Consider the following 13,871-nt stretch of genomic DNA (forward strand, 5'->3'; position numbering starts at 1 on the left):
TCATAAAGACGACCGATTTTTCTCGAGGTTCTAACGGACTTACTTCATCACTAATGTTTTATGTGATTTTATTTAGTTTACCATTAATTCTACTCATTTGGTTTACGTTCTGCAAATAAATTAGAGTCTCGTTGATTTATTGAAATTTTTTTAAGATTAGTCGTTAAATAGTCATAACGAGAAAGATTATGATAAAATAATATGGTTGTATATTAGAAGTGGAGGGAAGGCCTATGTTCCTCAAACGGCTGGAGGTCGTTGGATTTAAATCATTTGCTGAGCAAATCGGTGTCGATTTTGTCCCCGGAGTGACCGCGGTTGTCGGTCCAAACGGAAGTGGAAAAAGTAATATATCAGATTCAATTAGGTGGGTGCTCGGGGAGCAGTCAGCCAAATCCCTTCGCGGTTCAAAAATGGAAGATATAATTTTTGCTGGAAGTGATTCAAGAAAACCTTTAAATTATGCTGAAGTATCCCTCGTACTCGATAATGCGGATGGTCATCTAGCGGTTGATTACACAGAGGTAAGCGTAACGAGAAGGGTGTACCGCTCAGGTGAGAGTGAGTATTTGATTAATAAACAAACCTGTCGCTTAAAAGACATTGTTGATTTATTTTTGGATTCAGGATTAGGGCGAGAAGCATATTCAATTATTGGCCAAGGGAAAGTAGAAGAGATTTTAAGTAGTAAATCAGAGGACCGTCGTGTCATATTTGAAGAGGCAGCTGGTGTTCTTAAATATAAAACGAGGAAAGTGAAAGCAGAGAAGCGCTTAACTGAAACTCAGGATAATTTAAATCGAGTGGAAGATATTTTATATGAACTAGAAGGACAAGTAGAACCACTACATATCCAATCCTCGATTGCCAAGGATTTCCTCGAGAAAAAAGAGCAATTAAAAGAAATTGAGATTGCCTTGCTCGTGTATCAAATTACCGATCTGCATCAAAAATGGACGAGCGAAAAAGAAAAGCTTGGACAGTTAAAAGAACAACATCAAATTCGCTCTAAGCAAGTAAAAGAGATGGAAGACCAGCTTGAATCATTAAGAGTCCAATCTCAACAGCTACAAGAAATTTTGAACCAAACCCAAGAAGATTTGCTTTATGCGAGTGAAACGCTCGAAAAAGCAGAAGGAAAAAAACGTCTTTATAAAGAGCAACTGAAACATGCAAGTGAAAATAAAGAAACGATTGCAAAGTCTTTAGAAGACAAAACGCAAGCGATGGAGCAATCAGAGGCTAAATATAACGAAGTGTTATTACGGTTACAAAAGGAAAAAGAGCTCCTAAAAGAGTTAAATAAAAAAGTTGATGAAAAAGAAACATTGTTAAAAGAAAGTGAAGAGGATCTTGCCCGCGTCTTAGACCAAGCGAAGGGTGATTATATTGAACTTCTTAATGAGCAAGCTTCGATTCGAAATGAAACTCGTTATTTAGATGAGCAACTGCGGCAGCAACAGCAAAAAAACAAGCGTTTAACATCTGAAAATGAAGAGTTGATTACCGAACGTGAAACGATTCAGGCTCGGCTGAAACGAGCAGATGAAGAACTTTCAAAAGCCGAGCTTCATTTAGAGCAAGTAACGAATGCTTACCGTGAAACGAAACGGGTAGAAGAACAAAAGAAAAATCAATACCATCAAAAAGAATCTAAACTTTATGAGGCGTATCAATGGTTACAAAAGCTCGAATCTCGTAAAGAAGTATTAGAGGAAATGGAAGCAGACTTTTCAGGTTTTTTCCAAGGGGTTAAAGAAGTTTTAAAAAAGCGTGATACGCATTTAACCGGTGTCGTTGGGGCCGTCGCTGAGCTTGTCCACGTACCTAAACAATATGAAGCCGCATTAGAAATAGCTTTAGGTTCAGCGATGCAACATGTCGTCGTCCAAACAGAAGCCGATGCAAGAAAAGCGATTCAATTTTTAAAACAAAATCGGTTCGGAAGAGCGACGTTTTTACCTCTTTCCGTTTTGAAGCCACGTCAAATTAATGAATTCCAATTACAGTCATTACAGAATGAGCCTGGTTTTGTCGGAGTGGCAGCTGATTTGATTCAGTTTGAAAAAAGCTATTACGATGTGATTTGGAATTTACTTGGACATATTGTTATCGCAGAAAACTTAGAATCTGCAAATAAAATTGCCGCAAAGCTTGGTTATCGATACCGTGTCGTCACATTAGAAGGGGACGTCGTCAATGCTGGTGGTTCGATGACAGGAGGAAGCTTAAAACAAAAGCAAACCCCTTTACTCGGTCGAAAGCGAGAAGTGGAAGAATTAACGGAAAAGTTCGAAGCGATGAAAAAGTCGACACTCATGTTGGAAGAGCAAGTAAAAGCCTTAAAATTAGAACAAGTTGAACTTGAAAATGAGCTAAGCAAACTACAAAGTGATGGAGAAAAAGCTCGTGCCGATTATCAAGATAAAAAAGCGGAGAAGCGTGAAATCGAGCTCCAAGGGACAACGATTGAAGAGCGCTTTAAACGATTTGGCAAAGAGCAAGAAAGTTACAGCCAGGAAGAAGAACGGATTAAAGAGAGGCTTACTCAATTAGCTGAAAAAGAACAAAAGGTTGAATCTGAGCGAAGGGAATTAGAAAAACATGTTTATCGCTTAGAAGGAAAATTGAAAAATCAACAGAGTTCTAAAGAAGAATTGCAGGAGCAGCTGACGCTTGAAAAAATTGAACAAGCTACCGTTAAAGAGCGCTATACGAATATCTTGACTGATTCGAAACGATTGGAACAAGAAAAAGGCCATCTAAAAGAAGAGCTTGCTGAATTACAGGAGCAAGCGACATTTTTACAAGAAGAAGTGAGTCACCGCACAACGGGTGAAGGTCCTTTAGAGAAACAAATTAGTGACAGTCGTGAAGACAAAGAGCTGCTAAGTGAAAAGCTTGTTAAAATCCGTGAAGATAGAAAACAGTTGGACGAAGCGTATGAAAAGCTCGAAAAGCAATTAAAAGAAGAGCAAGCTAAATTTGCCTATATTATTGATCAAGTTCGAACGATTGAAGTCAGTGTCAACCGTTATGATGTGGAACTTGATAATTGTTTGTCCACTTTGCGGGAAGAATATAGCTTAACTTATGAGGCTGCCAAAGCCAATTATCAGCTTACGCATGAAGTGGAAGAAGCGAAAACGAAGGTGAAGTTAATTAAGCTTGCGATTGAAGAGCTCGGCACCGTCAATATTGGTGCGATAGAAGAATATGAACGTGTCAAGGAACGCTATGATTTCTTGAAGGTTCAGCAAGAGGATTTATTAGAAGCAAAGGCGACTCTCCATTCGATCATTAGTGAAATGGATGAAGAAATGACGAAGCGTTTCCAAGAAACTTTTGTTCAAATTAAAGCCCATTTCCGTGTCGTCTTTAGTCAATTATTTGGTGGTGGAGATGCTGACTTAGTCTTAACGACACCAGATGACTTATTGAATACCGGTGTTGAAATGGTTGTCAGACCACCAGGGAAAAAGCGTCAAAACCTTGCTTTATTATCAGGTGGAGAGCGTGCCTTAACAGCGATAGCCCTGCTTTTTGCGATTTTAAAAGTAAGGCCAGTTCCATTTTGTGTGTTAGATGAAGTTGAAGCGGCTTTAGATGAAGCAAATGTAAGTCGGTTTGCTCATTTCTTAAAGGACTTTAGTCGCCAAACTCAATTTATTGTCATCACCCATCGGAAAGGCACGATGGAGGAGGCAGATGTTCTATATGGAGTGACGATGCAAGAATCGGGTGTGTCTCGTCTTGTCTCAGTGAAGCTTGAAGAAACAAAACAATTAGTTGGAAGTTAGGAGGAACAAACATGAGTTTCTTTAAAAAGTTAAAAGAAAAAATTACGAACCAAACGACAGAGGTGACGGATAAATTTAAAACCGGTCTTGAAAAAACAAGAAATTCTGTCGTTGGTCGAATGAATGATCTCGTTTATCGTTATCGTAAAGTAGATGAAGATTTTTTTGAAGAACTTGAGGAGATTTTAATTAGTGCTGATGTTGGCGTCACAACGGTGATGGATTTAATTGATGAATTAAAGGATGAAGTTCGCCATCGTAATATTAAGGATACAAAAGACATTCAGCCGGTCATTTCTGAAAAGCTAGCAGAGTTATTAGAAAAAGACAGTGAAGATGCTGCTTTAACTTTTGCCAAAGATGGTTTAAGTGTTATCTTAGTCGTCGGAGTGAACGGTGTTGGAAAAACGACGACGATTGGAAAGCTTTCGAATCACTTAAAAAAGGAAGGAAAATCGGTTCTTTTAGCCGCGGGTGATACATTCCGAGCGGGAGCGATTGACCAACTAGAAGTTTGGGGCCAGCGAGTCGGTGTGGACGTGATCAAGCAGCAGGAAGGTTCAGACCCAGCAGCCGTTGTATATGATGCTCTTCAAGCAGCCAAGTCAAGAGAAGTGGATGTCTTAATTTGTGATACGGCTGGCCGCCTGCAAAATAAAGTAAACTTAATGAATGAATTAGAAAAAGTAAAGCGTGTCATCGAACGAGAGGTTCCTGGTGCTCCTCATGAAGTATTATTAGTACTAGATGCCACAACTGGTCAAAATGCATTGTCACAAGCCAAAACATTTGGTAAATCAACGGATGTATCTGGAATTGTCTTAACAAAATTAGATGGTACAGCAAAAGGTGGAATTGTCCTCGCCATTCGCAATGAATTGGATATTCCTGTTAAATTTGTTGGTTTAGGTGAACAAGTGGATGACCTTCAACCATTTGATGCTGACCAATTTGTTTATGGTCTTTTTAAAGAATTAATTGAAGCACCAGAAGAGGAAGAAAAAGTGTAAGGTGAAATGTAAGGCTCTCAGTGAGCCGATGATTCAAACGTAGATAAAGACCTCTTGGGGATCTCCCTGGAGGTCTTTTGTTTATGTATACCTACATGAGCGATTGCTCGGAAAAGTTAGGGAATTGGTAATGAAACTTGAGGGTGCTCGCAATTACGGTGCGAAAAAACCAAAAGTCCCAGCACATATTCATATGTTAAGAAAAAAACTTGACACTATCGATAAAATTTTGTATCATAAATTCTTGTAAAGGGAAATCACTTAACAAGGGGATGACGGTGTGCTAGATAAGACACTACGAATGAATTATTTGTTCGATTTTTATCAAGCTTTACTAACACCTAAACAGCGAAAATATATGTCGCTTTATTATCTTGATGATTTTTCTTTAGGTGAAATTGCCGAAGAATTTGAAGTTAGTCGCCAAGCCGTTTATGATAATATTAAACGTACAGAAGCGATGCTTGAAGAATATGAACATAAGCTCCTCTTATTAAGTAAATTTGAAGAGCGTTCTAAACTGATGACTGATCTGAAAACGGCAGTGACGAGCAACGCGACTCCTGAAGAGACGATTGAACTAATCGATTCTCTTGAAAAATTAGATTAGGAGGCGACAAAATGGCATTTGAAGGTTTAGCTGAAAGGCTACAAGGGACATTAACAAAAATTCGTGGAAAAGGAAAAGTAAGCGAACAAGACATCAAAGAAATGATGCGTGAAGTTCGACTAGCTTTACTTGAAGCGGATGTTAACTTTAAAGTTGTGAAGCAATTTATCGCGAGCGTCAAGGAAAAAGCACTTGGGCAAGAAGTGATGAAGAGCTTAACACCTGGACAACAAGTCATTAAAGTTGTAAATGAAGAATTAACAGCTTTAATGGGTGGCGAGCAAAGTAAAATTGCAGTCAATAATAAGCCACCAACTGTTGTGATGATGGTCGGTTTGCAAGGGGCCGGTAAAACGACAACAACGGCAAAACTTGCCAATCACTTGCGGAAAAAACATAATCGAAATCCGATGCTTGTAGCAGCTGATATTTATCGTCCGGCTGCGATTAAACAGCTTGAAACGTTAGGGAAGCAATTGAGCATGCCCGTTTTCTCACTAGGGGATCAAGTAAGCCCAGTGGAAATAGCGAAACAAGCGATTGCGAAAGCAAAAGAAGAGCATCACGATTATGTGTTAATCGATACAGCTGGTCGTTTGCATATTGACGAAAAGTTGATGGATGAATTGCAGCAAGTGAAAGAAATCGCTAAACCTGACGAGATTTTACTCGTTGTTGATGCGATGACAGGTCAAGATGCGGTCAATGTTGCTGAAAGCTTTAATGAACAATTGGATGTCACCGGAGTTGTTTTAACAAAACTTGATGGTGATACTCGTGGTGGTGCGGCGATCTCGGTCAAAGCAGTCACGAATACGCCGATTAAATTTGCCGGTATGGGTGAAAAAATTGACCAACTTGAGCCGTTCCATCCGGAGCGTATGGCTTCTCGAATTCTAGGCATGGGTGATGTGTTAACTCTTATTGAGAAAGCCCAAATGAATGTCGATGAAGAGAAAGCGCGTGAGCTCGAAAAGAAAATGAAGAACATGGATATTACATTTGATGATTTTCTTGATCAGCTAGACCAAGTTCGTAGTATGGGTCCGTTAGATGAACTTTTAAATATGATGCCTGGCATGAACAAAATGAAAGGTATGAAAGATTTAAAAGTAGATGACAAACAAATTGGTCACGTTGAAGCGATTGTTCGTTCAATGACGCCGATGGAAAAACAAGACCCAAGTATTATGAATGCAAGCAGGAAGCGTCGAATTGCAAAAGGTAGTGGAACCTCGATTCAAGAGGTGAACCGCTTACTAAAACAATTTGATGAAATGAAAAAGATGATGAAGCAAATGTCGAACATGACTTCAGGTAAAGGTAAGAAAAAGGGTAAGGGCTTTGGAGGTTTAAAGCTTCCATTTTAATGAAAAATCGCTTTTGTTAGTCTTTCCAAGAGAACTTTAAGAGGTATTTTTTAGAAATAATCATCTGTTAAGGATTTTCTCTTGACTCTAACGAAATTGATGATATTATAAATTATTGTGTGAATATTTTTCGGAGGTGTTTTTTAAATGGCAGTTAAAATCCGTTTAAAACGTATGGGTTCTAAAAAGGCCCCATTTTATCGTGTAGTTGTTGCAGATTCTCGTGCGCCACGTGATGGTCGTTTCATCGAGGAGATTGGAACTTATAATCCTTTAACTCAACCAGCTAAGTTTGATGTGAAAGAGGAGAAAGCACTTGATTGGATGTTAAAAGGTGCAAAACCTTCTGACACAGTGCGTAATCTTTTCTCAAACGTTGGTTTAATGGAAAAGCTACACAACGCAAAAAACCAAAAGTAATTCTTCAAAAAGGAGAATGCGATGAAGGCGTTAGTTGAAAAGATGGTGAAGGCTCTTGTTGAACGACCGGAAGATGTTCAAATCAAGGAACAAATTGATGGAGAACAGATTCTAGTCGAGGTTCGTGTTCATGAAAGTGATATCGGCAAAGTAATCGGCAAAGGCGGTCGTACAGCAAAGGCAATTCGTTCAGTCGTTTATGCAGCAGCAATGAAAGAGCAAAAACGTGTACGAGTAGATATCGTCGATTAGCAACGCGGATAAAAGGTAAGGGGAAACCCTTGCCTTTTTCGTATTTTAGCTCACTTTTTGGAGACTGGATTAGGTTTCTATTCGAAAACAAACCGTTTCCCGCAAAAGATAGATGTTCCGAATCATTTACGGTAAAATACAAAGTGCGAGCTCGTTTGGATGTAGGGGGTGGAACCGATTCAATTTATTCGAAAAGCTACAGTGAAGCACATGTTAACGGAACGAAAAAAAGGAGAGCTTTTACAGGGATTAAAAGAAGAGCTTATCGGTTGTCAAAGGGAATTGGAGCAACTTGAATTTCAGCTACATAAATCATTAAAGGATTCCGGAAATAAGCATGACCAAACTTCGATTCGGAAAAGATATAAAAAAGAAATGGATAAACGAAAAGAGCGTCTTTATGCTCTGAATTTTAAAGAACAGCAGCTTCATAAATTAGAGCTCGGTTCAGAAATAAGGGCGGGTACAGTTGATACGCTCATGGAATATGAGATTGGCGACAACTGGTGTGAAGATGAAACCGCACTTGAAGTGATTATTAAAGATGGAAAAATAGTCGAATTTAGAGAAAGTAGGAGCGAGGATGAGTGAGTGGTTTAAAGTTGGAAAAGTCGTCAATACACATGGAGTAAAAGGCGAGGTGCGTGTGATCGCTTCGACCGATTTTGCAGAGGAACGTTTTGCAATCGGTCAAGAGCTCATGGTTCAAGATGCACAAACGAAGGAAAAGGTGCTCGTAACGGTAGCCAGTCATCGTAAGCATAAAAATTTTGATTTATTAACGTTTGAAGGGTTTCCGAATATTAATTTAGTCGAACGCTTTAAAGGAGAACTTTTATATGTGTCTGATCAATTCTTAGAGGAGCTCGATGAACATGAGTATTATTATCATGAAATTATCGGTTGTCAAGTTGTAACAGAAGACGGGGAAGTGCTTGGCAAAATTAAAGAGATTATTGAAACTGGAGCAAATGATGTATGGGTTGTGCAACGCTTAGAGGGAGGGAAAGATGTATTAATCCCTTATATCGAGCAAGTTGTTCAAAAAATTGATGTGGATGAAAAGAAAATTACCGTTCATTTATTGGAAGGTTTAATCGATTAATGAAAATTGATATTTTAACTTTATTCCCTGAAATGTTTCCTGGAGTTTTTGGCTCATCCATTCTTAAGCATGCCCAAGAAAAAGAGCTAGTGACGATTAATGTCGTCGATTTTCGCGAGTTTGCCGACAATAAACATAATAAAGTCGATGATTATCCTTATGGCGGTGGAGCAGGCATGGTATTGCGTCCACAGCCGATTTTTGACGCGGTAGAGGATATAACAAGTCAAACAGAGAAAAAGCCACGAGTCGTCCTCCTATGCCCGCAAGGCGAGACATATTCACAACAGAAGGCAGAAGAACTTGCAAAAGAGGAGCATCTTATCTTTTTATGTGGTCATTATGAAGGATATGATGAACGAATCCGTGAACATCTTGTCACAGATGAACTCTCAATCGGTGATTATGTTTTAACTGGTGGTGAGGTCGGTGCGATGGTACTAACCGATAGTATCGTCCGTCTTCTTCCTGGTGTGTTAGGGAATGCCGAATCAGCCGTCACCGATTCTTTTTCGACAGGTTTACTTGAACACCCTCATTACACAAGACCAGCCGATTTTCGAGGATTAAAAGTTCCAGATGTTCTTCTGTCTGGTCATCATGTGAACATTGAAAATTGGCGAGCCAAAGAAGCTTTAAGGCGAACATGGCAAAGAAGACCTGATTTATTAAGAGAGCGAACCTTAACAGAACAGGAAAAAGCTTGGCTTAATCAATTTGAAGAAGATACAAAGAAAGACTTGTGACAAAGGCACTTTTATGCTATTATAATCGTTGTGGCAAATGCCAGTAATTACGATGTTCCGCTGTCTATTTAACTATGTACACAAGAGCATCTGTATGGAAGGAGTGGAATTATATGAACAACATTATCCGTGAAATTACAAGCGAACAATTACGTACGGATCTACCAAGCTTTCGTCCTGGAGATACGTTAGTAATCCACGTTAAAGTTGTTGAGGGAACTCGTGAGCGTATTCAGTTATTCGAAGGCGTTGTTATCAAACGTCGCGGTACTGGTATCAGCGAAACTTTCACAGCTCGTAAAATTTCTTATGGTGTAGGCGTTGAACGTACATTCCCATTACATTCACCGAAAATCGCTAAGATTGACGTGAAGCGTCGTGGTAAGGTTCGTCGTGCGAAACTTTACTATCTACGTGAATTACGCGGGAAAAAAGCGCGTATTAAAGAAATTCGATAAGCAACGTTATCATAACGACTTAAAGAGCATTTCTCATTTGATGAGGAGTGCTTTTTTTGACGTTTATGACTTTACTCCTGCTGAATTGGAATTGGCCGGGGATGGTGTGAAAAAAGAGCCGAGGAACGTCGTCCAAGCGAAATTGGTCGAGGATGATATGTAAGTAAAAAGCCCAACGAAATGAAACGCCGCCCAACACACAGTAGGCTCAAACCAGCCTTTCCTTCATCCGATGATTTACAAACAAGCATTAACGGAGTATGCTTTTTATAGAGTCCACTGAAAAAGTCTCAACATCATCTTTCTCGAATAACTATCTAAGACTATTAGGTTTCAAAGTTATTAGTCGTTTATGGGTTCAAACGTTTTTTTATGCTCCTCGATTAGACGAAGTTTGGGATCAGTGAACGACAACATATAACTTAATGGGCAACATTCGCTCAATGAGAGTCCAGATAATTTATTGTCAATATTAAGAATTTTTCGTATTTAGAAGTAAATTCCTATTTACAACTGGTATAATTTAGTTATATTAGATAGTAGGAGGGGCAATATGTTGGGGTGGAGAAATCCTCTTCTTTTAATTTCGGGTATTGGTATTTCTTTTTTAGGAAGTTGGATTTATTTAATTGCCTTAAATTTATCGATTTTAGAGTTAACAGGATCAGCTACTGCAGTTGCGGGACTTTATATCATTCGTCCGATTGCCATTCTGTTAACAAATACTTGGTCGGGTAGTGTCATTGATCGAGTGAATAAAAGAAGGTTAATGATCGGTGTCAACATTTCGAGAGGTTGTTTAGTTGCAATGATTCCACTCATACAATCATTAGCACTCATTTATTTTCTTTTGTTGCTTATTAATATGGTCGGTGCTTTTTTCGGTCCCAGTTCAAATGTTTATATAACAAAACTTGTACCTCAAGAAAATAGAAAGCGCTTTAATTCAATTATGAGCATGACCAACTCAGGAGCTTTTTTACTAGGACCTGCTCTTGCAGGGGTTCTAATCATGGCATTCGGTACGGATATATGTATTTGGATCAATTCCATTGCTTTTCTTATTTGTGCTTTTTGTTTATATTTGTTACCAAATGTGGATGAGAAAAGGGAAGTTCGTGAACCTAAACGCTGGAAGACTATCGTGGATGATTGGAAAACGGTCAAAGATTTTGTTGTTGGAGCCCGCTTTTTTATGATGGTTTTTCTTTTATTTCAAACGGCGATGTTATTTGGATTTGCTCTCGATTCTCAGGAAGTCACTTTTATTAAACAAAATTTATTTTTGTCTGATCAAGCATATGGACTAATGGTGAGTATTACCGGACTTGGAGCCATTCTTGGAGCTGTGGTTGCGACGATGTTTGCAAAAAGAATCAATCTTAAGTGGTATTTAGGCGGGGGACTACTTTTGACAATGGTCGGCTATTTCTTATTCTATTCGTCGGTCAATTTTCTCACAGCAACTGTAGCCTTTGTTTTTTTAGGGTTCTTTATAGCTTTTGCAAATGCAGGTTATGCCACTTTTTTTCAAAATCAAGTGCCTGTTCATTTAATGGGTCGATTTGGAAGCTTGGCTGATATGATCCAAGCGATGATACAAATCGTCTTAACGCTTCTTTTAGGATTTTTTGCTGAATGGTTTTCTTTACAAATGGTTTGTATTTTATTTTCAATCATAGGAACGGTTGTAGCTCTTAACTTATTAGTGAAAATTACCGGAACGTCCAAAGCGTCTTTTTTTCAAGAGAGTGGGGAAGGAATTTCAAAATAAAACGATTGTAGAGGTGAATGAACATGGAAAAGCATCTTTTTTTATTTGGTGGTGGACCGCCGTTTACAACGAAGATGGCGAAACGATTTGTTGATATGATGGATAGAGAAAAAACGAGAATTGTAATTTTATGTTTGGATCGTGACGGCTGGCAAGAGTATATGCCAAAGTATAAAAGTGCTTTTCTACAACATGCCACTGTTGAATTTGACTACATTCCACTGCCAACGACACCCATTCGAGAAGCAGTAGAAAGAATTAAAAACGGCTCAGGGATTGTTATTGGTGGAGGCGATACGAGTTTATATGCTGATTATATTGTAGAGACACCTATTGCCGATGTTGTAAAAGAGGAATATGAGAGTGGAACACCGCTTGTTGGCTTTTCCGCTGGTGCTTTAATTAGTCCAACTGATTGTTTGATTTCAGCAAAGGATAATGTTTTAAAGCTTCCTGTTTACCGTGATGGATTAGGACTCTTGAAAGATGTTGTCATTGCAGTTCACTTTTCGGAATGGCAGGAAGAAGAGCATTTGTTAGAAATGATGGAACGTTTTCCAAATCATCAACATTATGGTATTGATGAGCAAACATGCCTATATTACAAAAATGAGTCATTAATTGATATGGAAGGTCGAGGGGTTTTTAAATCAGAGAATGGGCAATTAAAAAACATTAATCGTTCGTTTGTTTAATGATTTGCGATAAGGTTCTTCCACACTTTTGGAGATTAAAAAATAGTCTTTTGAAGATAATGTAAGGGGCTGCCCCGTGAGGTTATCAATAAACCTTACGAGGTGGCCTTTTTGTGTTGTTTAAATGTCCTGAGAAGAGACGTGGATGTTCGAGCACTCGCTTTTCTGCAGATGTATGAATTGCCTTCTAGTTCGTAACAGTGCACTCTAGTTATTTTCTTTAAAAAAGCTTGATAGGCAGCTGCTTTAACCCACGAATGATAAGGCTTTGTCGCCATTCTAATTCAGACAGCTCTGCCGCGAGGGTGAGATTTGGATATTCCTCTAACAAAACGCGTAGGGCAATTTCGCCTTCAAGGCGGGCAAGTGGAGCTCCGAGGCAGTAGTGAAGACCTTTCCCAAACGCAAGGTGAGGACTTTTTTTCCTTGTAATGTCGAGAGTGCTAGGATCGGCAAAAGCTGCTGGATCATGGTCCGCTGATGCGAGTGAAACAAGGACATGATCCCCCTTCTCTACCTGCTGTCCCATAAACATAAAGGATTCTCTTGCCCAACGGTCTGTGCTGAATTCAACTGGTCCATTGAAACGGAGCAATTCTTCAATCGCTTGGGCCATAAGTGAATGGTCCGCTTTTAATAACTCAAGTTGGTCTGGATGTGTAAGGAGTGCCAATAAACCGTTAGCGATAAGATTTACAGTCGTTTCATGTCCAGCCACAATAAGAAGCATAACAACGCCATACAATTCGTTTGACTGTAAGCGGTCTCCACCTTCTTCTGCCTGAATTAAATCTGAAAGCAAATCTTCTCTAGGGGATAATCGCTTTTCTTTAATTAATTTCTCTAAATAAGTCATAAATTCACTCATAGACTCGTCATAATGGGCATTATCACTTATCTCTACCATTACATTGGACCAACGCTGGAAATCAAGGCGATCTTCAGACGGGATGCCAAGCAATTCACAAATGACGCGAATAGGAATTGGAAACGCATAATCTTCAATAAAGTCGACCGTTTTTTTGTTTCTCATGAGTGATGCTTGTTCCCTTGCAATTTCCTCGATACGCCCACTTAATTTCGCAATCCTTTTGGGGGTAAAACCACTTTGGACAAGACTACGCAGACGGCGATGGTCTGGTGGGTCAACAAAAAGCATACTTTGAGCGATTGGCGGTAAATTTTCATTTGTCACTTCATCAGGAAAAACAGTCCGCATGTCTTTTATAAACCGCTCATCTTTTAACACGGCTTCCGCGGCTTCATAAGTAAAAGCCATCCATGTAGGCTGTCCTTCAATAAACATATTCACTTTGGCAAAAGGTTTGTGTGGGCGAATATTTTTGTAATAATCATAAGGGTTTTGGTGGAATTGCTGCGAAAATAAATCAAGTGATTTGGTATTCATGTATGATGTTCTCCTTTTCTATACTCAGTCCTCTTAATCATATATTCGTGTTCAAATATCCATTTCCTGCAAATATGTCATAATCCTGTTAGTTGGAATAGATGTGGAGTATGGAGCTTATTTCACCAGCTACATGCCCTCAGCAACCGCGGATGAATAGGGTGCCTTCTCTGTGCTTTTTGTATGTTTCCACTGCTTTCAACAAACTCTAAAGCCAAATGTG

The 13,871-nt window shown here is 39.1% G+C and carries 13 protein-coding genes; 12 read left to right on the forward strand and 1 reads right to left on the reverse strand.

All coding sequences use genetic code 11. From position 1 onward, the window contains the following. Window positions 1-233 precede the first annotated feature (233 nt). The 12 genes from smc (at window position 234) to AA0017_RS05435 (ending at window position 12,240) form a co-directional block, all read left to right on the forward strand. Window positions 234-3,800, forward strand: a complete 3,567-nt coding sequence (gene smc, locus AA0017_RS05380) for a chromosome segregation protein SMC (RefSeq protein ID WP_413380068.1) — start codon at window positions 234-236, stop codon at window positions 3,798-3,800. Between the two features lie 11 nt (window positions 3,801-3,811). Then, a complete protein-coding gene (gene ftsY / locus AA0017_RS05385) occupies window positions 3,812-4,810 on the forward strand; it encodes a signal recognition particle-docking protein FtsY (RefSeq protein WP_413380069.1) in 999 nt (332 codons plus the stop codon). 301 nt (window positions 4,811-5,111) lie between these two features. After that, window positions 5,112-5,420 (forward strand): putative DNA-binding protein, encoded by a 309-nt coding sequence (locus tag AA0017_RS05390; RefSeq protein ID WP_413382399.1) that lies wholly within the window; start codon window positions 5,112-5,114, stop codon window positions 5,418-5,420. An 11-nt stretch (window positions 5,421-5,431) separates the two neighbouring features. Further along, window positions 5,432-6,790, forward strand: coding sequence for a signal recognition particle protein (gene ffh / locus AA0017_RS05395; RefSeq protein ID WP_413380070.1), 1,359 nt, complete (start codon window positions 5,432-5,434; stop codon window positions 6,788-6,790). A gap of 147 nt (window positions 6,791-6,937) precedes the next feature. Beyond that, window positions 6,938-7,210, forward strand: coding sequence for a 30S ribosomal protein S16 (gene rpsP, locus AA0017_RS05400; RefSeq protein ID WP_003322054.1), 273 nt, complete (start codon window positions 6,938-6,940; stop codon window positions 7,208-7,210). A 21-nt stretch (window positions 7,211-7,231) separates the two neighbouring features. Next, entirely contained in the window at window positions 7,232-7,462 is a 231-nt protein-coding gene (locus AA0017_RS05405; protein ID WP_413380071.1) for a KH domain-containing protein, read from the forward strand. A 168-nt stretch (window positions 7,463-7,630) separates the two neighbouring features. Beyond that, window positions 7,631-8,053: a YlqD family protein gene (locus AA0017_RS05410; protein ID WP_413380072.1), complete on the forward strand. Its 423-nt coding sequence runs from the start codon at window positions 7,631-7,633 to the stop codon at window positions 8,051-8,053. Beyond that, window positions 8,046-8,567: a ribosome maturation factor RimM gene (rimM, locus tag AA0017_RS05415; protein WP_413380073.1), complete on the forward strand. Its 522-nt coding sequence runs from the start codon at window positions 8,046-8,048 to the stop codon at window positions 8,565-8,567. The genes AA0017_RS05410 and rimM overlap by 8 nt, the downstream gene beginning before the upstream one ends. Then, on the forward strand, window positions 8,567-9,313 hold the full coding sequence (trmD, locus tag AA0017_RS05420; RefSeq protein ID WP_413380074.1) for a tRNA (guanosine(37)-N1)-methyltransferase TrmD: 747 nt from the start codon (window positions 8,567-8,569) through the stop codon (window positions 9,311-9,313). Before rimM ends, trmD begins: the two co-directional genes overlap by 1 nt. Before the next feature lie 113 nt (window positions 9,314-9,426). After that, window positions 9,427-9,771 (forward strand): 50S ribosomal protein L19, encoded by a 345-nt coding sequence (gene rplS / locus AA0017_RS05425; protein WP_003322048.1) that lies wholly within the window; start codon window positions 9,427-9,429, stop codon window positions 9,769-9,771. A 553-nt stretch (window positions 9,772-10,324) separates the two neighbouring features. Continuing rightward, window positions 10,325-11,545: an MFS transporter gene (locus AA0017_RS05430; protein ID WP_413380075.1), complete on the forward strand. Its 1,221-nt coding sequence runs from the start codon at window positions 10,325-10,327 to the stop codon at window positions 11,543-11,545. Window positions 11,546-11,568: 23 nt separating this feature from the next. Continuing rightward, window positions 11,569-12,240 carry a Type 1 glutamine amidotransferase-like domain-containing protein gene (locus tag AA0017_RS05435; protein WP_413380076.1) on the forward strand — a complete coding sequence of 224 codons (672 nt, stop codon included), beginning with the start codon at window positions 11,569-11,571 and terminating at the stop codon, window positions 12,238-12,240. Window positions 12,241-12,460: 220 nt separating this feature from the next. On the opposite strand, the gene AA0017_RS05440 is transcribed toward AA0017_RS05435, so the two are convergent. Continuing rightward, the gene (locus AA0017_RS05440; protein WP_413380077.1) at window positions 12,461-13,648 is read right to left on the reverse strand and encodes a cytochrome P450 family protein; all 1,188 of its coding nucleotides are present in this window, start codon (window positions 13,646-13,648) and stop codon (window positions 12,461-12,463) included. Window positions 13,649-13,871 lie beyond the last annotated feature (223 nt).

Source organism: Alkalihalobacillus phoenicis (genome assembly GCF_047302405.1).
GTDB lineage: Bacteria > Bacillota > Bacilli > Bacillales > Bacillaceae_D > Alkalihalobacillus.